The organism is Collinsella sp. AM31-2AC, from assembly GCF_003469285.1.
GTDB classification, from domain to species: domain Bacteria; phylum Actinomycetota; class Coriobacteriia; order Coriobacteriales; family Coriobacteriaceae; genus Collinsella; species Collinsella aerofaciens_AT.
This window is the reverse complement of the sequence record NZ_QSJB01000015.1, coordinates 1-19227: the sequence shown is the minus strand read 5'-3', so window position 1 is coordinate 19227 and position 19227 is coordinate 1. Positions and strand designations below refer to the sequence as shown.

The 19227-nt window shown below is 58.3% G+C and carries 16 protein-coding genes; 10 read left to right on the top strand and 6 right to left on the bottom strand.

Annotation, left to right across the window (positions count from 1 at the left end):
- Positions 1-33: 33 nt before the first annotated feature.
- Together DW796_RS07940 and DW796_RS07935 are read left to right on the top strand one after the other, a co-directional pair.
- Positions 34-1020 carry a LacI family DNA-binding transcriptional regulator gene (locus tag DW796_RS07940; protein WP_118094799.1) on the top strand — a complete coding sequence of 329 codons (987 nt, stop codon included), beginning with the start codon at positions 34-36 and terminating at the stop codon, positions 1018-1020.
- 129 nt (positions 1021-1149) lie between these two features.
- Complete coding sequence (locus DW796_RS07935; protein WP_187362392.1) at positions 1150-2310, top strand: FprA family A-type flavoprotein; 1161 nt, start codon at positions 1150-1152, stop codon at positions 2308-2310.
- A gap of 66 nt (positions 2311-2376) precedes the next feature.
- On the opposite strand, the gene DW796_RS07930 is transcribed toward DW796_RS07935, so the two are convergent.
- A complete protein-coding gene (locus DW796_RS07930; protein ID WP_118094778.1) occupies positions 2377-3180 on the bottom strand; it encodes a DeoR/GlpR family DNA-binding transcription regulator in 804 nt (267 codons plus the stop codon).
- 335 nt (positions 3181-3515) lie between these two features.
- On the opposite strand from DW796_RS07930, the gene DW796_RS07925 reads away from it, so the two are divergent.
- Positions 3516-4373 carry a class II fructose-bisphosphate aldolase gene (locus DW796_RS07925; protein WP_117629873.1) on the top strand — a complete coding sequence of 286 codons (858 nt, stop codon included), beginning with the start codon at positions 3516-3518 and terminating at the stop codon, positions 4371-4373.
- Between the two features lie 322 nt (positions 4374-4695).
- On the opposite strand, the gene DW796_RS07920 is transcribed toward DW796_RS07925, so the two are convergent.
- The 3 genes from DW796_RS07920 to vsr form a co-directional block, all read right to left on the bottom strand.
- Entirely contained in the window at positions 4696-5319 is a 624-nt protein-coding gene (locus DW796_RS07920) for an HAD family hydrolase (protein ID WP_117629872.1), read from the bottom strand.
- Positions 5320-5375: 56 nt separating this feature from the next.
- The gene (locus DW796_RS07915; RefSeq protein ID WP_158567713.1) at positions 5376-6305 is read right to left on the bottom strand and encodes an AraC family transcriptional regulator; all 930 of its coding nucleotides are present in this window, start codon (positions 6303-6305) and stop codon (positions 5376-5378) included.
- Between the two features lie 497 nt (positions 6306-6802).
- The gene (gene vsr, locus DW796_RS07910; protein WP_117629870.1) at positions 6803-7777 is read right to left on the bottom strand and encodes a DNA mismatch endonuclease Vsr; all 975 of its coding nucleotides are present in this window, start codon (positions 7775-7777) and stop codon (positions 6803-6805) included.
- A gap of 148 nt (positions 7778-7925) precedes the next feature.
- Here vsr and DW796_RS07905 point away from each other — a divergent pair, with 148 nt between their 5' ends.
- Both DW796_RS07905 and DW796_RS07900 read left to right on the top strand, forming a co-directional pair.
- The gene (locus tag DW796_RS07905; protein WP_006234847.1) at positions 7926-8711 is read left to right on the top strand and encodes an ABC transporter ATP-binding protein; all 786 of its coding nucleotides are present in this window, start codon (positions 7926-7928) and stop codon (positions 8709-8711) included.
- The gene (locus tag DW796_RS07900) at positions 8701-10902 is read left to right on the top strand and encodes an FtsX-like permease family protein (protein ID WP_118094776.1); all 2202 of its coding nucleotides are present in this window, start codon (positions 8701-8703) and stop codon (positions 10900-10902) included. Before DW796_RS07905 ends, DW796_RS07900 begins: the two co-directional genes overlap by 11 nt.
- 330 nt (positions 10903-11232) lie before the next feature.
- Here the strand turns inward: DW796_RS07900 and DW796_RS07895 are convergent, their stop codons facing one another.
- Positions 11233-12198 (bottom strand): response regulator transcription factor, encoded by a 966-nt coding sequence (locus DW796_RS07895; protein WP_158551685.1) that lies wholly within the window; start codon positions 12196-12198, stop codon positions 11233-11235.
- A gap of 330 nt (positions 12199-12528) precedes the next feature.
- On the opposite strand from DW796_RS07895, the gene ptcA reads away from it, so the two are divergent.
- The 5 genes from ptcA to DW796_RS07870 all read left to right on the top strand — a co-directional run bounded on the left by ptcA (position 12529) and on the right by DW796_RS07870 (position 18697).
- Positions 12529-13602 carry a putrescine carbamoyltransferase gene (ptcA, locus tag DW796_RS07890; protein WP_117583532.1) on the top strand — a complete coding sequence of 358 codons (1074 nt, stop codon included), beginning with the start codon at positions 12529-12531 and terminating at the stop codon, positions 13600-13602.
- Positions 13603-13735: 133 nt separating this feature from the next.
- Complete coding sequence (locus DW796_RS07885; protein WP_118094775.1) at positions 13736-15175, top strand: APC family permease; 1440 nt, start codon at positions 13736-13738, stop codon at positions 15173-15175.
- Between the two features lie 367 nt (positions 15176-15542).
- Positions 15543-16748 carry an agmatine deiminase family protein gene (locus tag DW796_RS07875; protein WP_089572369.1) on the top strand — a complete coding sequence of 402 codons (1206 nt, stop codon included), beginning with the start codon at positions 15543-15545 and terminating at the stop codon, positions 16746-16748.
- A gap of 367 nt (positions 16749-17115) precedes the next feature.
- Positions 17116-17298: a hypothetical protein gene (locus DW796_RS10385; protein WP_147327489.1), complete on the top strand. Its 183-nt coding sequence runs from the start codon at positions 17116-17118 to the stop codon at positions 17296-17298.
- The gene (locus tag DW796_RS07870; RefSeq protein WP_118094774.1) at positions 17288-18697 is read left to right on the top strand and encodes an APC family permease; all 1410 of its coding nucleotides are present in this window, start codon (positions 17288-17290) and stop codon (positions 18695-18697) included. Before DW796_RS10385 ends, DW796_RS07870 begins: the two co-directional genes overlap by 11 nt.
- Positions 18698-18733: 36 nt before the next feature.
- On the opposite strand, the gene DW796_RS07865 is transcribed toward DW796_RS07870, so the two are convergent.
- Positions 18734-18925 (bottom strand): hypothetical protein, encoded by a 192-nt coding sequence (locus DW796_RS07865; protein WP_118094773.1) that lies wholly within the window; start codon positions 18923-18925, stop codon positions 18734-18736.
- Positions 18926-19227 lie beyond the last annotated feature (302 nt).

The window sequence follows — 19227 nt, the reverse complement described above, 5'->3', positions numbered from 1 at the left end:
CCGTCCAACGATACAGGTACGCGTCCGGTCTCCATGGCCGACGTCGCCCGCGCTGCTGGCGTTTCGCAGCAGACGGTTTCGCGCGTCGCCAACGGCTTGCCCAACGTTAACGAGCAGACGCGCCAGCGCGTGCAAGCCGCTATGCAAGAGCTCGGCTTCCGTCCGAGTTATGCCGGTCGTTCGCTGCGCGACGGCCGTTACCATTCGGTCGGCCTGTGCGTCAACGATGTCACCAAGTTTGGCAACCTTACGATGATCGACGGCATTGCCAGCGCGGCCCGCGAGCGTGGCTGCGCCATCACGCTGGTCGAGATGTCCAAGACCGAGGAGTTCTCGCTTGCCGAGGCAACGCGTCGTATGGCTGCGCTACCCGTCGACGGCATCATTATCGGCATGAGTCGTATGGCGCCCGATTTTGAGACATTCGATCCGTTGCCGGGTATTGGCACGGTTATCGTCACCATGTATGCGCACCCGCGGGTGACCACAGTCGACTCCGATCATTACGGTTGCTCGCTGCTGCTCATGGATCATCTGTTTGAGCTGGAACACGAGCAGATTCGCTTTATCGGCGGTCCGTCCTTCTCGGTTGACGAGCAGTTTCGCCGTGCTGGCTGGCAGGATGCACTCGAGCGTAAACACATTAAGCCGCAGGCACCACTCGAGGGCGACTGGTCTGCCAACAGCGGCTACGAGGCCGCTCGGTACCTGGCTGAGCACGACCGCACCATGACGGCGATTTACGCGGCAAACGACCAAATGGCAAACGGCGCTATCGCCGCGCTGCGCGACAGCGGCTTGCGCGTGCCCGAGGACGTGAGCGTGGTGGGCGTCGATGACTCGCTCGACGACTTTGTCGCACATAACGAGCTCACGACCGTTCGATTCGATCTGCATCAGCGCGGGCGCGAGGTGTTCGAGCGCGCAGTTCCCAAGGCGGGGGCATCGGACAAAACCGTCGCCATTCGTATTCCCGGTCAGCTCATCGTTCGACACACCACGGCAGCGCCGCGCGCATAGTTTTCGCAGGTCAACGGCTCGGCGTTGCATATCAATAACAATCGGTAAGGATGCCGGCAGATAGCCGTGACTATGAAGGCGAGTGCTATGATAGACGGGTTCATTTGTCTATCTAGGAGGCTTTGCCTGATGGAGATCACCAAGGATATCCGCTACATTGGCGTTGACGATCATGACATCGACCTGTTCGAGGGCCAGTACGACGTGTCCGAGAACGGTATGGCATACAACAGCTACGTTATCTTGGGCGAGAAGATCGCTGTCGCCGATTCGGTCGATGGCGGATTTGTCGACGAGTGGCTCGGCAACCTCGAGACCGTACTCGACGGCCGCACGCCCGACTACCTGGTCGTTCACCATATGGAGCCCGATCACTCCGCTGGCATCGCTGCCTTTATGGAGCGCTATCCCCAGGCACAGATTGTGGCTAGCATGGGCGCCTTCCGCATGATGGTCAACTACTTTGGCACCGACTACCCCGAGCGCAAGATGGTCGTCAAAGAGGGCGACGTGCTCGATCTGGGCAGTCACAGCCTAACGTTTGTCGGCGCTCCCAACGTGCACTGGCCCGAGGTGCTGTTCTCTTACGAGGCCACCGACAAGGTGCTCTTTAGTGCCGACGGCTTTGGCAAGTTTGGCGCCAACGACATCGAGGATCCGGAAGGGTGGGCCTGCGAGGCGCGCCGTTACTACTTTGGCATCGTCGGCAAGTTCGGCAAGTTTGTGCAGGCCGTGCTCAAGAAGGCCGCCGATCTGGACATCCAGGTTATCTGTCCGCTCCATGGCCCCGTGCTAACCGAGAACCTGGGCTACTACCTCGACACCTACAACACCTGGTCGAGCTATCAGCCCGAGGACGAGGGAATCACCATTGCCTACGCGAGCGTCTACGGCCACCTGAAGGCCGCCGTCGATGAGCTCGCATCTGCGCTCGAGGCCCGCGGCCAGAAGGTCTCCGTTTTTGACTTGGCTCGCGACGACATGGCCGAGGCCGTTGAGGATGCGTTCCGCTATGACCGTCTGGTACTCGCTTCCATTACCTATCAGGGCGAGATCTTCCCGTTCATGAGCACCTTTATCCACACGCTTGCCGAGCATGCCTACCAGAACCGTACCGTGGCGCTTGTCGAGGCCGGTTCCTGGGCGCCCACTGCCGCCAAGGTAATGACCAAGGAGCTCGAGGGTATGAAGGACATCACCCTGACGCAGAACAAGGTGACTGTCCTGGGTTCGCTCAACGACGCCTCGCGCGCTCAGATCGAGGCCCTCGCTGACGAGCTCTCCAAGTAACGACACGTTCACTTTTAACGCTCAAACCACCACAAAGGGGACAGGCACCTTTGTGGTGGTTTTTGTTTAAGCGCCGGCGATGAGGAGATTTGGGCGGGCGTTGTCGACGATCTCGGCGATTGAGGTGGCGACGGCGTGATCGGGGTCACGGTCCATCACGATGGCGTTGACGTCGATTAGCTCGGCAAAGCGGTACATGCCGCGTCCGTTGACCTTGCTGGCGTCCATGAGGGCAACGCCTTGACGGGCGGCGGAGATCATGGCTGTTTTGGTCTCGGCCATCTGCGGAAAGTCGGTCGTAAAGCCGCAGCCGGGAACAAAAGCGCCGGGGCACATGACGGCAAGGTCGGCATGGACCATTTGGAGCGCCTGCATGGTGAGCGGTCCGTACAGATAGCGATGACCTTTGCGCAGTGCCCCGCCCAGCATGACGACATCGACCGAGGGCATGCTCTCGTCGATGTAATCGGCAATGGTAATGTCGGCCGTGATGACGGTGATGCCATCGCGCTGGTCGAGGAGCCGGACAAACTCGAGCGCCGTGGTGCCCGAGTCGACGAGCAGCGTGTCACCATTGCCGACGAGTTCAATGGCGCTTTGCGCGATGGCCTGCTTGGCGGCGACGTTGACATTGATGCGGCGATCCTGCGTGGAAACGGTCAGGCGTTTGTGGAGCGATACGGCACCGCCATGCGTGCGGCGCAGCTTGCCTGCTTCGGCGAGCGCGTCCAGGTCGGCTCGGGCGGTGACGGAGGACACGCCAAAGGTCTGGGCGATTTCTGCTACCTGCACCGAGGCGTTATGCTCGAGCATCTCCATGATGGCGGAACGACGCTCGTCGGCGAAAGCTCGGGTTGTTGCGTGGGCCATATCTGCTCCATCATCGTCTGAAATTTGCAGGAATTGTGTTGACTCTATTTTCGTTCATTTTCTTTTTGAGTAAGAAAATACCTTTCGATTACTTATCTTTTCTATAAAAGAAAGACGATCAAGGCTCAAAACTCAATATCGAACACGCGCGCTCGGGTTCGATCCCTTCCGTTTGCTTTTCAAAAATGAAGGTTGAACCTCGCGCGATGACAATATCTCGCACGTGCAAAGCCGCTGAATTTCATACAATGAGCGCAGCAAAACGCAAGGTAAAACGCCTTGTGAACAACTACGCCCGATGTCCAGATGCGGGCGAGGGAGAGGAGCAAACGCTCATGGCACTTGTTACCACCGAAAAGATGCTCAAGGACGCTCAGGCCGGCCACTACGCCGTCGGCGCGTTCAACGTCGAGAACCTCGAGTTTGTTATGGCCGTTCTGGCCGCTGCCGAGGAGACCAAGTCCCCCGTCATCATGCAGACCACCCCGGGCACCATCAAGACCGCTGGTCTGGACTACTTCTACGGCATGGTCAAGGCTGCCGCCGAGCGCGCTTCCGTGCCCGTCGCTCTGCACCTCGATCACGGCGATGGCTATGACCGCTGCATGCAGGCTTTCCGCACGGGCTACACCTCCGTTATGATTGACGGCTCGCACGAGTCCTTCGAGGACAACATCGCCCTGACCAAGTCCGTCGCCGATGCTGGCCGCGCCATGGGCGTGCCCGTCGAGGCTGAGCTCGGCAAGGTCGGCGGCAAGGAGGACGACGGTCCCGCGGTTGAGGGCGAGAGCCCCTACACCGATCCTGCCGAGGCCAAGGAGTTCGTCGAGCGCACTGGCTGCACCTCCCTCGCTATTGGCGTTGGCACCAGCCACGGCGTGTACACGAGCGATCCGCACATCGAGCAGTCCGTGGTCAAGGCCATCCGCGACGCCGTCGACGTGCCGCTGGTCCTGCACGGCACCTCCGGTGTGCCCGATGAGCAGGTTGCCGAGGCCGTGAAGAACGGCATCTGCAAGGTTAACTACGCTACCGAGCTGCGTCAGGCCTTCACCAAGGGCTTCATGGCCTACATGGCCGAGAACCCCGCCTGCTTCGATCCCAAGAAGCCGGCCAAGGAGGGCATGCGCGAGATCACCGAGCTGGTTAAGATCCGCATGACCAACCTCAACTCTGTGGGCAAGGCAGAGTAACAGCAAGGGTACTCCGACTCGCTACATATCCCGGGGAGGGACGGGGGCTTAGTTCCCCAATCGTCCTCGGGCATGCAAAAAGCCTCGCTGCGCACTTCGTGCGGCGAGGCTTTTTGCCCCCTGCGGAAAGATTGGGGAACTAAGCCCTCGTCCCTCCCAGGTTGACCTACTCGAGGTCGTCGCCCTTGTGGCGTTAGGGCGGAAAATAATAAGAAGCCTTCGCGCTGCGGAATGATTTTGGAAACTAAGTACGGGGACCCGCCCAAGCCGTTCTGCTCAATCGCCCTTGTGGTGTTGGGGCTGAAAGGGTGGGACGCGTGGGTTATTTGGTTGTTAGGGTTAGTAGGTCGTTGGGGGTTTTGAGGTTGTAGGTGGCGTTTGGGATGTCTTGGTGTGATCCCCATGCCGCTCTGGCAAAACTGACCCCTGCCGAAGTTGCGCATTGTTCGTCGTAGACGGTGTCGCCAACGTAGACGACGTTGCCAGGATTCGCGCCCGTACGCCGGAGATATTCGAGCATGGGTGCGGGTGCGGGTTTATGTTCGGTTGTGTCTTCGACAAGGATGATGTGCTCAAAATACTTATCGAAACCAAGGGGTGCAATTTCTTTTGTGTATTCGTCGCGCGCACGTGAGGAGACGATGCCAAGTTTGCAGCCGCTATCGGCGAGTGTTGCGATGACTTCAAGCAAACCTGGAAACACGCTGATGGTGCTTTTAAAGCTGGCGGCAACTTGGCACCAGCGATCCAACGTTGCCTGCGAGTAGATTCCAAGTTTCTCAAGGGCATCCTTGCCGGGTATGCCGAGGGCAAATTCAAGCTCGTGTCGGGGGAGCGTTTTGCCGGTCTCTTCTTGGACAATCTGGACAAGCGATGATAGAACGCTTTCTTCTGTATCTGCCAATGTCCCATCAACGTCAAATACGATATGGTCAAAGTGCTTCATATGATTGCTCCTCTCTGTTGTTTGCCTGCAAGTTTGATGCGGTGACAGAAGAAAGGCTAGCGGGATTTCTGCCTGGTGCTATCGAGATTCTGCCTCGCTGCTCGATAGCTCGAAGGAGTGCATCCCATTTGTTCTTTAAATACCTGGCCAAGATGGCTTGCTGTCGCAAAGCCGCATTGGCGCGCGACTGTCTGGACCGTTCGCGTGGTGTGTGTCAAAAGTTCGCAAGCACGGTTTACGCGGTATGCGCGCAGATATGCCGCCGGGGTCGTTCCTGCGCAAGCTTCGATAATGCGGTAACACTCTCTTTCGCTTACGCCGGCTGCAGATGCCATCTGGGGCACATCTATAGCGGCTGCATAGTTCGCGCGGATATAGTCCAGGATTGCCTTGAACTGTACGTCGCGGTTGGTCATCCAAGAGGCGTTGTCGGAGGAAAAGAGCGGTTCGGCCTTGGCGTAAATCTGAATCCAGAGCTCTGACAAGCTATTCCGAAGCGCCATCTCGTTCTGCGGCCGTTGAAGGTCGTGGTTAAAGGAACTCTTTAGCAAATCGATAAAGGGCATATCGTCGGGGTTGGTGGGCGACCATTTGAGCACATCGACGCCTCGACATTGCAGTAAAGGATTGATATAGCGCTTTTGAAGGCGTCCCGCGGGATCGCCGAGCATCGACGGCTGAAAGATATGCAACATTTGAATGGCTGGTGCCGAATTGGGTGATTGCAGCGTGCTGTGCAAAATGCCGCCGTTGATAAAGCCGGCGGACCCTTCCTCAAAGCGTACGTGCTCATGAGCCGCGCGCGTTCGATAGTCAATCGCTCCCTGCTCCATGTAGAAAAGCTCAACTTCGGAATGCCAGTGCCAGGGGACGGAATTGCCCGGATAGCGAGCGAATTCTGCGCGTTCGGCAATATAGGGCCAGTCATCGGCGGTCTCGGGAAACGCTTCCTCGCGTCCTCCGCGGTGCAATTCTATGTGATCCATGTTTCGCATGGCATCAGTATAAAGCGCGATGGGCTTAGATTGCTCTTGCCTGTTCGGGGAACGCCTTGTTTAGGGATGCTTGGAGCTTTTCGAACGATGCTCGCAAGTTGAGGTTCTGGTCGGTTGAGCGTTTTGCTTTTGTGGTGGGGGAGTCGAGGAGGCCATTTCTCTGTGTCGGGGGGAAGGAGAAAAGGTCTGCATGTGTTAGGGATGGCTGCTGTGTTGCGTCATTGGAAGAATGCATGCTTATGCGGCCTCCTCGATGTCCACCAAAAGGTTGCGCACAGGGTGTGCTGCTAGGTCCCGTGCGTTGGCAGTATTATGCAGCGGACCGTTCAAAGAAGCGCTAAAGAAAGGCTTAACCTGGTTTGGTGTTACGATGAAACCGCAGGTCAAGGCTATTGAGTAACACTCTTGAAAGGTTTTGGGCTTAAGGGCTTTCTAAGGTTTGTGACGTGGATGTGGCTCGCCTGTGTGGGGCGTGTGAATGCTCGCTGTTAGCGCTGCGGCTCTGCAGCCCGTACCTGCTCGATGACCTTTTCCATCGTGGCGTCGATGCGGTCTTTTTTGAGCTCGCATTCCCAGATGGTTATGGGTGTCCAGCCCATTTGAGTGAGTGCCGCCACGGCAGCGCGGTCGCGCTCGACGTTGCGACGGAACTTTGCCTCCCAAAAATCAACATTGCGCTTGGGCTGGCTCGGGTTGCACTTGGGGCAGCGGTGCCAAAAGCAGCCGTTGACGAAGATGGCGATCTTGCGGCCGGGGAAGGCGATGTCGGGCTTGCCGGGTACCTTCCATTCCAAACGATAGCCCGTAAGGCCCGCGGCCCGTAGGCGCTGACGTACGAGCAGCTCGGGCTTGGTGTTGGCGCGCTTGTTGCCCTTCATGGACTTTTTGATGGCGGCGCGCCGGCGGACCAGTTCGCGCTCGTCAGCGGAGAGGTCCGAGGTATCGATGCCGTCCAGCAGGCCGGGCTTGGGGCGCTTTTTGCTGCGGCGCTTAGGTTTGCGCCTGGGTTTGGCGGCTGTGTTGGGCGCGGCGTCATCGGCGGCGCTTGCCTCAAGCCGGTCTTCCTTCAGCTCAATCAGGGCATCAATGAGCCCCTTGTCGGCGGGCATCCACTCAACGGTGGCAAGCGAGGTGCGCGGAATCCAGCGGATATCGAGCTGGCGGTCGTGCTTCTGAGGCTCATCGGATTCATCGGCGAGCGAGCAGTAGTAGCACTCCATGGAGAGATGAAAATCGGGGTAGTCATACTCAACGGTGTAGAAATCGCGCAGGTTGGTGACTTTTACCTGCAACTCTTCCATAAGCTCGCGGCGTACGGCGTCCTCGGGCGACTCGCCGCGCATGAGCTTACCACCCGGGAACTCCCAAAGTCCTTGCATGTCGCCGTAGCCGCGCTGCACGGCCAGCAGCTCGTCGGATCCTTCCTTGCGAATGATCCCGGCGGCAACATGAACAGTCTTCAACAGGAGTCCTCTCTCAACATCAACACGTGACAGGCTAGCTACCCGTACCTTACACAACGGTAAGGCAAGCGTAAGTCATATCGATGGTAGCCGACTCGGCTTCTTGCGACTATAGATGCCGTAGACTAATCGCAAGAAAGGACTCGGTATGCAAACCACGCACATGGCGACCCCGGTACTGGAGGTCGCGCATCTCGAAAAGGTATATGGAGCGCTGGGCAACGTGACCCGCGCGCTCAACGACGTCAGCTTTACCGTCAACCGCGGCGAATTTGTTGGCATCATGGGCGCTTCGGGCTCGGGCAAGTCGACGTTGCTCAACTGCGTGTCGACCATCGATAGCGCCACAAGTGGCACGATCCGCATCAACGGCCAGGACGTGACGCGCATGAAGCAGGCCAAGCTCTCGCAGTTCCGCCGCGAGGAACTGGGCTTTATCTTCCAGGACTCCAACCTGCTCGATACGCTCACGGCGCGCGAGAACATCGCCCTGCCGCTCACCATCGCCCGCACAAACTCGGCAGAGATCTCGACCCGCGTGCAGGATGTGGCAGCGCGCCTGTCCATCAGTCAGGTGCTCGACAAGTATCCCTATCAGATGTCCGGCGGTCAGCAGCAGCGCGTTGCCGCGGCTCGCGCGCTCGTCACCGATCCCACCATGATCATGGCCGACGAGCCCACCGGCGCCCTCGATTCCAAGAGCGCTCGCCTGCTGCTCGAGAGCCTGGAGGCCCTCAATCGCCGCCTACGCGCTACCGTGCTCATGGTCACGCACGACAGCTTTGCCGCCAGCTACACGAGTCGTGTACTGTTTATTCGCGACGGCAAAATCTTCACCGAGTTGCGCCGCGGCGACACCGACCGCCGAGAGTTTTTCGACCGCATTATGGAGGTCGTTGCCATGATGGGCGGTGAGGGCTCCGATGCTCTGTAAACTCGCTTGGGGCAACGTCCGCCGCGCCGGCCGCGACTATCTCGTCTACCTTTTGACGCTCACCCTGGGCGTCACGGTCTTCTATGCCTTTAACACCATCTCGATGCAGGTTGACATCGCCGGAATCGATGAAAAGGGCTTGGCGCAGGTTATGGGCAGCATGCTCGGCTACCTGACGTACTTTTTGGCCGGTGTCATGGCCTTTTTGATGGTGTATGCCAATAACTTCATCATGAAACGCCGCAAGAAGGAGTTTGGCCTGTACCAGGTGCTCGGCATGGGGCGCGGGCGCGTCGCCACGATCATGGCGCTCGAGACCGTGATAGTATCGGTCGTGGCCTTTGTTGCCGGCATTGTGCTGGGCGTGGGGCTCTCCCAGCTCATGACGTTCTTTACGGCCTCGCTCTTTAAGACGCAGATTGCCAATTTCCACTTTTTCTTCTCGGCGCATGCGTTCAACCTGACCCTTGCCTGCATGCTCGTGATGTTTGTGCTCACGCTACTGCTGAACCTTCGCGCCGTGCGTCGTACCAAACTCATCGAGCTTATGGGTGCCGAGCGTCGCAACGAGAGCATCAAGACACGCAACCCCTGGATCGCGATTGCCATCTTTGCCGTGGGCGTGGTGCTTGTGGGCGTGGCCTATTACCGTCTGCTACGTGATGGGTTCCCGCTAACCGCGACGGACAGCAAGCTGCAAGAGGCTATGAACCAGTTTGGCATTACGACCGCTATGGTTACAGTGGGCACCTTTGCCCTGTTCTGGGGACTCTCGGGCATGCTTATCAAGCTGTTGCAGAGCCTGCGCGGCGTGTATTGGCGCGGACTTAACATGTTTACCGTGCGCCAGCTTGCGGCCAAGGTCAACACGGTGTGCTTTTCGATGGGCGTCATCGCGATGATTCTGTTTTTGGCCATTACCTCGGTGACGTGCGGTATGTCTATTGCCAATGTGATGAACGAAAACCTGGAGCGCTATAACCCTGTTGACGTGTCTCAGACGTATGTCTATTACACGCCCGAAACGCTCGACTACTACAAGGAGTATGTCAATCCGTCTGAGGCCGATCGCATGGTGCTGGCCGATGCAACGGTCGATTTGTACGCTGCATGGCATGGCGAGCGCAAGTCGGCGGACAACAACGACGAGACCGGCAAAAAGGTCAATATCGCCGATGTTGCCGGTGAGCATGTGCAGATCGATTCGTATCTGAGTTACCCGCTTGGCGGCTCGGGCCCCTCGGTGGTGGCGGGCGAGATGTGCAAGGCCATGGGCGAAAAGCTTCCCAAGGCGCTCGAGGGAAGCAACGCCGATGCGATGGGTCTGTATGTGACGCCGGCGAGCCAGTACAACAAACTGCGCCAGATGATGGGCGAGGAGCCGGTGAGCATTGGCCGCGACCAGTATTTGCTCACGTGTGATATGGGCGGTGAGCTGGGCGACCTGTACACCAAATACATGGCCGGCGGCCATACCCTCACCTTGGGCGGGCATGAGCTCAAGCCCGCAACCGATAAGTCGGACGAGGACACGGCGGCCATCGCCAACTCGGCGATGGGCAGCAATCCCGGTACCGTGGTCGTAGCCGATGAACTGCTGTCCCAGCTTAATCTGCAGCCGTATTCCAGTAATCTGCTCGTTAATTACAAACAGGGTATGGATACGACCGAGGCAGACGAGAGCATTAAATACACCTTGCTCGATAATCTGCTCGTTGACGGCAAGGAGCCGGGGTCGTGGGGAGTCTTCATCACGCGTTCCGAGATGTACACGCAAGCAGCGCAGATGAACGGCATGATTAGCTATCTGGCCATCTACATTGGCTTTGTACTGGTCGTTGCGTGCGCGGCAATCCTATCGATCCAGCAGCTCTCCAATGTGGCCGACGGCAGCCGCAGCTATCGTGTGCTGGCACAGATCGGCTGTGACGACCGCCAGATTCGTCATTCGGTGATGGCGCAGCAAGCGGTATTCTTCCTGTTCCCGCTGGCAGTGGGCTTGGCGCACTCCTTTGTGGCGCTCAAGGTGATCATCGAGCTGGTGAGCGTATTCGGCGATATGAGCATCGCCGGCACCGTGGGCCTCACCTGCGCGATTTTCCTGGCGGCCTATGGTGGCTACTTCCTGGTAACGTACCTCATGAGCGCCGGCATGGTACAAGCTGCCATCGCCACCCGCTACAGCGAGTAGCAGACGGGTAAAACCATCGCAAAGCCACTGCGTACAGCCGCCGCGAACGGGGTTCGGACCCCTTTCGCGGCGGTTTTTTGCCTTTCTGGTGCGCCTCAGATGCAAGTGAGTAGACTTTCTTGGATTTGCCGAGCACACCGCGACAAGTGCCCAATAAAACCGCAGGTCAGGGCTGTGTCGATTTGGGGCGTGCTCGGCCTTCTGCAAAAAGCCTACTCACTTGGTTTTCGCTGTTAGAAGGCCGTCGCGAGGGAAAGCAGTTCCCTCGCGACGGCCTTCACGTTTGCCCAGATAAAACCTGCCAAAATAAACCTGTCCCTTTTTGGTAGGTTATCGCTTCCAGAAGTGGAGGATCAGCGTCGTGCGGTTTTGCTGCTCGGTTTTGACCAGGATGTTGTGGATGTGGGTCTTGACGGTGCCCACGGCAAGGAATAGCTCGTCGGCGATCTCTTGGTTCGATTTGCCCAGCACAACCAGGCGCATGACTTCGGTCTCGCGGTTGGAGAGCTTGTAGGCGTTGCGGTAGAAGGGCATCTGCTCTTCGATGTGTCGATCAAGATCGCTGACGTTCTTTTCCTCGGGTGCCTCCCGCATGCGAATCGAAAGCACGTGATAGGCATAGATAATCAGCAGAATCGCAAAGTAGCACGCAAAGATGTTCTCGCTAAAGTTGCGCTCGGATAGGTACAGCTGCAGCCAGGAGGGTGCCAGGCTCATGGGAACAACAAGGATGTTGTAGAAATCCTCGGCAACGATGCAACCGACCAGAATGGCGCCGATAATGAGGTGCTTTCGTTGATTGTTGACGCGCGCCTTAAGCTCGACCTGCGTGCTTTTATGCGCCGTCCAAAAGATATAGAGCCCCACAAATACAAGGAATGCCTGACGTATCGTGTAGTAGAGCCATTGATGCATGGGGCCGTAGGGGACAGCGACAATGATCAGCAGCTCGCTCAGGAAGAACGTTGCGACGGGAATAACAAACTGCTTTTTTGAATGTTTGTCGAGCAAGTCCATGGCAATGAGCCAGATAAAAGCTTGTGAAGCGGTCGCCACAAGGGTCCGCAACACAGGCATGGTAATTGAGTAATAGTCGCTGGCCGGAAAACTCTGGTTTTGCAGCGTGTATTCGAAAAAGAAAATCTCGGTCATCTCGATGGCATAGCAGATAAATACGCCGCTGCCATAGATAAAGAACCGTCGACGAGACGAGGCATAGGCGGCAAGCGAAAGCACTGCCGTCACAATACAAATCAGGAGTATCGCTAGGGTATAGAAGAACATCAGAGTGTTCATCTGCCACCGTCCCATCTCATTTCGTCTATGGCCGAGCCCTGTATATCTTGCGGGATATAGACGCCTCAACCCATCGTTTCATTGCGGATTAGGCGCCGAGTTACAGCATAGCGATATACCGTTCGCGGTTCCAGATAGTAAACCCCCTGCAAGCTCGCTACCTGCGGGTTTATATTGGTTTAGAGGGGGTGTAACTCCGTGAACGGTCTTTAATCCCGAATAAACTAGGTAAAAATTGCATACGGGTGAATGATGGTCTTGTCAACACGAGGCGTGATGTTCGAGCGTCTCATAGTAATAGTCGGCAAGACCGGCGGAAAGGAAATCGACATGGCACTGCCTAAGGATTTCATCGACACCAACGACTTCACCAAAGAGCAGATCCTGGCTATCGAGGATCTTGGCCTGGCAATGAAGAAGGCCATCAAGGTTGACGGTTATTATCCGCACCTGCTCCGCAACAAGAGCCTTGGCATGATCTTCCAGCAGGTCTCCACCCGCACCCGTCTTTCCTTCGAGACCGCTATGACCGACCTTGGCGGCCATGCTCAGTTCTATGGCCCTGGCACCATCCAGCTCGGCGGTCACGAGTCCCTGGGCGACACCGCTCGCGTTATGGGCTCGCTGCTCGACATCATGATGGCTCGCGTTGACCGTCACAAGGACGTCGTCGGCCTCGCCGAGGGCTCCGCTGTGCCCGTCATCAATGGCATGTCCGAGTTCAACCATCCCACGCAGGAGATGGGCGACCTCATGACCATGCTCGAGAACCTCCCCGAGGGCAAGAAGATCGAGGACTGCACCCTGGCCTTCATCGGCGACGCCACCCAGGTCTGCGTCTCCCTCATGTTCATCGCCTCCAAGGTCGGCATGAAGTTTGTCCAGTTTGGACCTAAGGGCCACCAGATCCCCGACGGCGGCCTGCACGTTGGCACCGTCGAGGAGCGCGCCGAGTTCGGCAAGCAGATGATGGCCATCGCCGAGGAGAACTGCAAGGTCTCCGGCGGCTCTGTCGTCATCTCCGACGACATCGAGTGCATCAAGGGCGCCGACTTCATCTACACCGACGTGTGGTATGGCCTGTACGACGAGGAGGTCTCGGGCGAGAACTACATGGACGTGTTCTATCCCAAGTATCAGGTCACCATGGACATGATGAACTTTGCCGGCCCCAACTCCAAGTTCATGCACTGCCTGCCGGCCACCCGCAACGAGGAGGTCGTCGACGAAGTCATGGACGATCCCGAGCGCTCCCTGTGCTGGGTCGAGGCCGAGAACCGCAAGCACTCCATCCGTGCTCTCCTTGCCGCCCTGGGCAAGCGCACCCCGCTCAACGACGAGGGTGTCGAGTACTCCGCCAAGGCTGAGCTCCACGCCGCTCTCGAGGCTCTCGAGCAGCTCTAAGCCTCAAGGCTTCTAAAAGCACGTTTGCGGGCGGCGGATGCTCGTCTCCTGTCGCCCGCTCACCGAGGCCCAAGCAATTGCCTTAATACCTTAGGGCCTCGGATCTGTCCAAGACTGAGCGAAGGAGCTCATCATGAGCGACGGAAAGAAAAAGCTTTCCTTCTTGACGGTCATTTCGACCATCATCTGCGTCGTCTTCGTTTGCGAGGCCGCCGCTCCTGCTGCTGCCATTGGCAACCAGCAGTTCTTCTGGTGGATCTTCCTGATCCTGACCTTCCTGCTTCCCTACGGCATGGTTGTCGCCGAGCTCGGTACCACCTATGACGGCGAGGGCGGCATTTACGACTGGGTACGCGATGGCCTGGGCGACAAATGGGGCGCCCGCATCTCGTACTACTACTGGGTCAACTACCCGCTGTGGATCGCCTCGCTGGCTACCATGTTCCCCGACATTTTGGGCATGGTCTTTGGCGTCGAGTTCAACTTGATCGCCAAGATGGGTATCGATCTTGCCTTTGTGTGGATCGTCTACCTCATGGGCCGCTCCAAGGCGGCCGACTCCGAGTGGGTCCTTAACGGTGGCGCCATCATCAAGGTCGCCGTCGCCGTTATCGTTGGCGCTTTGGGCATTTGGTATGCCATGGAGAACGGTTTTGCGAACGACATGTCCGCTGCCACCTTCCTGCCCGAGCTCACCAACACCAACGCTCTCGGCTACCTGTCGATCATCATCTTTAACTTCATGGGCTTCGAGGTCATCTGCACTATGACCGACGACATGGCCGATCCCGCTCGCGATATCCCCAAGGCTATCATCGTCGGTGGCCTGTCCATCGCCGTGATCTACCTGTTCGCTGGCTTTGGCATCGGCGCTGCTGTGCCGGCCGATTCCATCGACCCCGACTATGGCATGATTGTCGCAGTCCAGACCATGGTGGGCGACTCCATGATCTTCAGGGTCATCTGCATCGCCTTCCTGATCACCCTGTTCGCCAACATGGCCGCCTGGTCCTTCGGCGTCAACTCCGTCGCCCGCTACGCTGCCGAGCACGGCAACATGCCCAAGGTCTTCGCCTCGATGATTTCGGATGATGACATGCCCAACGGCGCCAACCTGGTCAACGCCGTCGTTGCCTCCCTGGTGCTGTGCCTGCAGCTCGTTCCCATCGACGCCATCTCCAACGGCGTCTTCTGGATGCTCTTCGGCACCTCCGTCGTCTTCCTGCTGCTGACCTACATCCCGATGTTCCCGGCGTTCCTCAACCTTCGCAAGAGCGACCCCGACCGCGAGCGCATCTTCACGTTCCCGTTTAAGGGTGCCATGATGAAGGTCATGCTGGCCATCCCTTGCATCGAGCTGATCCTGGCCATCGTTGCAACGCTGGTGCCGCTCTCCGCCGCCGAGATTGGCGACAAGCTCCCGATGATCGTTATCTTCATCGTGCTTCTGCTCATCGGCGAGGTTGTCCGCGTCGTCAGCGCCAAGGGCCGCGAGACCGAGTACAAGGGCCTCACTCCCGAGCTGGCAGCTCAGCGTCTCGCTGAGGAGGCCGCCGAGGCCGAGGAGAACTAGAGCACCCGGTTCTGGGGCTCCAACCCTCCTCGTGTACCAACGCGCGCTTCGTCGGGCTTGTCGCTCCCGACTCCGGGCACTCTAGCCTCTTCGGAGACGTGCCCAAGCGACAGGTTTGCTAACCATTCCCCGGGGTGGGTGTGAGCGATAGCTCCGGTAACCACCGCCCACCCCAATCTCTCTTCCGTATCCTTCGTGCGTTTTGTCTCCGCGCACTTGGTTACGTCGTCGCTTGCCGGTGCGACTCCGTGAAAACCGGCGCCGGGCGCCCCGACCCTTGCCGGGGAACGGGCGCCTACCATCTCTTGGTTTTAGGCTGCGGGTAACCCGCCCGCAGCAAGCGATCGTTCGATTTGGAGGATATCTTATGCGTACGATCACCGAGTCCGAGTCCACCCCCAAGGCCGACGGCTTCTTTATGCCCGCTGAGTTCGCCCCGCAGGATCGCGTGTGGATGGGTTGGCCCCACCGCACCGACACCTGGGCCCACGGCGCCAAGCCGGCTCAGAAGCAGTATGCCGCCATCGCCCGCGCCATCGCCGAGTTCACCCCGGTTACCATGTGCGCCAACCAGGTCGACTATGCCAACTGCAAGGCCGTCTTCGAGGAGGACGAGAACGTCACCGTCATCGAGATGACCACCGACGACGCCTGGTTCCGCGACACCGCCGCCACCTACGTCATCAACGGCAAGGGTGAGAAGCGCGCCAACCACTGGCACTTCAACGCCTACGGCGGTCTCGTCGACGGCCTCTATTTCCCGTGGGACAAGGACGAGCAGATCGCCCTTAAGATGGCTGAGCTTTCCGGCTGCCGCCGCTATCGTCCCGATGACATGATCCTCGAGGGCGGCTCCATCACCGTTGACGGCGAGGGCACCCTTGTCGTGACCGACCAGTGCCTGCTTTCCCCGGGCCGCACCTGCTCTGCAGTGCTCGAGGAGGAAGAGGATCCCGAGTCCATCTGGCCCAAGTTCCACAAGAAGTTTGAGCCCTGGAGCGAGGAGCTTCGCGCCTACATGGACGAGCACCTCAAGGATTACCTGGGTGTCGAGAAGGTCATCTGGGTCAAGGAGGGCATCGACCCCGAGGAGACCAACGGCCACATCGACGACGTCGCCACGTTCATCGCGCCGGGCGTCATGGCCTGCATTTGGACCGACGATCCCGAGTATCCGTTCTACGAGCAGTGCCACGCTGCCTACGAGACCCTCTCCAACGCCGTCGACGCCAAGGGCCGCAAGATGAAGGTCTACAAGCTCTGCATGCCCGTGAACCCGCTGTTCATGGACCAGGCTTCCTGCGACACCATCGACGCCGACGAGAACGCCGAGCCGCGCGTCCCCGACGAGCCGCTGATCGCCTCCTACATGAACTACCTCGTGACCAACCACGGCGTTATCGTCCCGCAGTACGGCGACGAGAACGACCAGCTGGCCGTCGACACGCTCCAGAAGATCTACGACGAGGTCTGGGGCGAGGGTGTCTACAAGTGCGTCGGCGTTCAGTCCGAGCAGGTCGTCTTCGGTGGCGGCAACATCCACTGCATTACTCAGCAGGAGCCGTCCGCGTAATTGTCTGTCTTCCCGAGGCACGGCACCTTCCCGTTCATTCGTCGCTTGCGTACCAAAGTACGCGGCGCTCCTCTTTCACGGGAATCTGCCGCACCTCAGAAACCCAGCCGATCAATCGGACGGTCGGTGAATCGGACCATCTCGGGGCATTGATGGTCGGTTTATTCGATGTCTTGGTCGGCTGGGTTTTTCTTTGGGCACTCCGTTGCCTCCACTTCGGAGTGTCCGCCTCTTTGATTGAGTACGCGTCTGATCTGGGATTTATTGCGGGTTAGGCCAATTGTTCGCTTGAATTTCCCAGGTCAGACGCGTCTTCAATTGCTGATAGTTTCCGGTTGCGAGCGCGACCGTTTTGATCGGAGTATCTATGTACCAGCGTATCGTTATCTACACGCGCCTGTTCCGCGAGCGTTGGTCCAACAATTGCATCCTCTCTTCTCTTTGGGATGGCACCTGCACCGGTGACGCGGCCTGCAACCCTACCTTGGGCTGCGCCTTCGGTACAGATGCCATCCTTTTTGCTGTAGGGGGAGCGTGCCGTGGCAGGTAAAAAGTTCTCCCTGTTCGAGGTCATCCTCTCGGTTATCTGCGTCGTTTTTACCATCGAGGCGGCGGCTCCGGCATCTGCCATGGGTAACGTGCAGTTCTTCTGGTGGATCTTCCTCATCATTACGTTTTTGCTTCCCTATGGCCTGGTGGTGGCCGAGCTCGGTACGGCGTTCGATTCCGAGGGCGGCCTGTACGATTGGGTTCGTCTGGGCTTGGGCGACCGTTGGGGCGCCCGCTGCTCCTGGTGCTATTGGGTCAACTTTCCACTGTGGGTGGCAAGTATCGCCTGCATGTTCCCCAGTGTCATTAATGCGGTGTGGGGTATCGAGTTTTCACTCGGGATCCGAATTGCCATCGAGATTGCCTTTGTGTGGGGCGTCACGGTCATGGCAATGCAGCCGGTGGCCGAGGCAGATTGGGTCATGGACGGCGGCGCCGTCATCAAGGTACTCATTACCGCCGTGGTGGGAATCGTCGGCATTTGGTTTGCCTGCAATAACGGCTTTGCCAACGACATGTCGTTTAAGACCTTCATTCCAGATCTGGGAGACACCAATTCGTTGACGTACCTATCGATTATCCTGTTCAACTTTATGGGCTTCGAAGTGGTCGCGACCTTTGCCAGCACGATGAAGAACCCGTCGCGCGATATCCCCAAGGCGGTTATTGCCGGTGGTGTGGCCATTGCGGCAATTTACATCATTTGCGGCATTGGCATTGGAGCCGCGGTTCCCACCGAGCAGCTTTCACTCGATTCGGGCATTGTGGACGCAGTCGTCGCTATGGTGGGGCGCACCCACCCGCTGACGATGGTCGTGGGCGTGGCCTTTTTGGTGACGCTGTTCGCCAATATGATCTGCTGGAGCTTTGGCGTCAACAACGTAGCGAGCTATGCCGCGCGCCATGGCAACATGCCGCGTCCCTTTGCGTTGGTGTCCAAAAAGACCGGCATGCCCAACGGCTCGGCGCTCATTAACGGCTGTTTTGCCAGCCTGGTGCTGCTGCTCCAGATTCCGCTGGGTGAGGGTTCCGACGTCTTTTGGGTCTTCTTCTCGATGAACGTCGTCTTTCTGCTCATGAGCTATATCCCCATGTTTCCAGCGTTTTGGCGTCTGCGCAAGCACGATAATCGCTCGCGTGTGTTCCGTACGCCCTTCGAGGGCAAGGTGCTTGCGGTGGCACTTGCGATTCCCGTGGTGGAGCTTGTGCTTTCGATTGTCGCTACGATTGTGCCGCTCAACAGCTCACCTGCCGAGATGGCAAAGTTGCCGATCCTCGTGGGCGTAGTGATTGGCCTGTTATTGGGCGAGGTTTCGCGCCTCATATCGTGCCGCGGCCGAAGCGTCGACAATCCCGGCGTTGGTGCACGGGGGTCAGGTTACTTTGCACCAAAACAGTAAGCGCCGCGAGTTGCGCAGCGCTTGGTGCATCTTGGGTTACTGTTCGCGGTGCTCGGGATCGGAAACGAGCTTAGGCGCAAAGTAGGGGACGTGGCCCAGGTAGGGGCAGCTGTCCTCGCGTGATTCGACGACGCAGGGGATATCTTCGTAGGTGAGTGAGTCGCTCAGGCGGGCGATGGTCTTGGCGGCAGGAGCGACGAGCATCTTGAGCGGTGCGATAGGCGCCATGGCATCTCCTTTCTTGCATGCGACCCGTGTTTTGGCGCGAATGTATATGCCGCAAGTCTAGCATCCCGCCCAGGAGAGCTTCAAACCACCACAAAGGGGACAGGCGCCTTTGTGGTGGTTTTGGCGTTTGCCCAGATGAAACCCGCCAAAATGAACCGGTCACCAGGAGAGGAAATGGCGTTGGGCGAGAATTTGGTTTGTTAAATAGGGTCCCGACCTGGGCTACTTATAGATTGTGGAAAACTCTACTGGTGGCGCGCGCAGACGTGGTGTAAGAGCGTCCCGAGGTCCGTCGCTGCAAG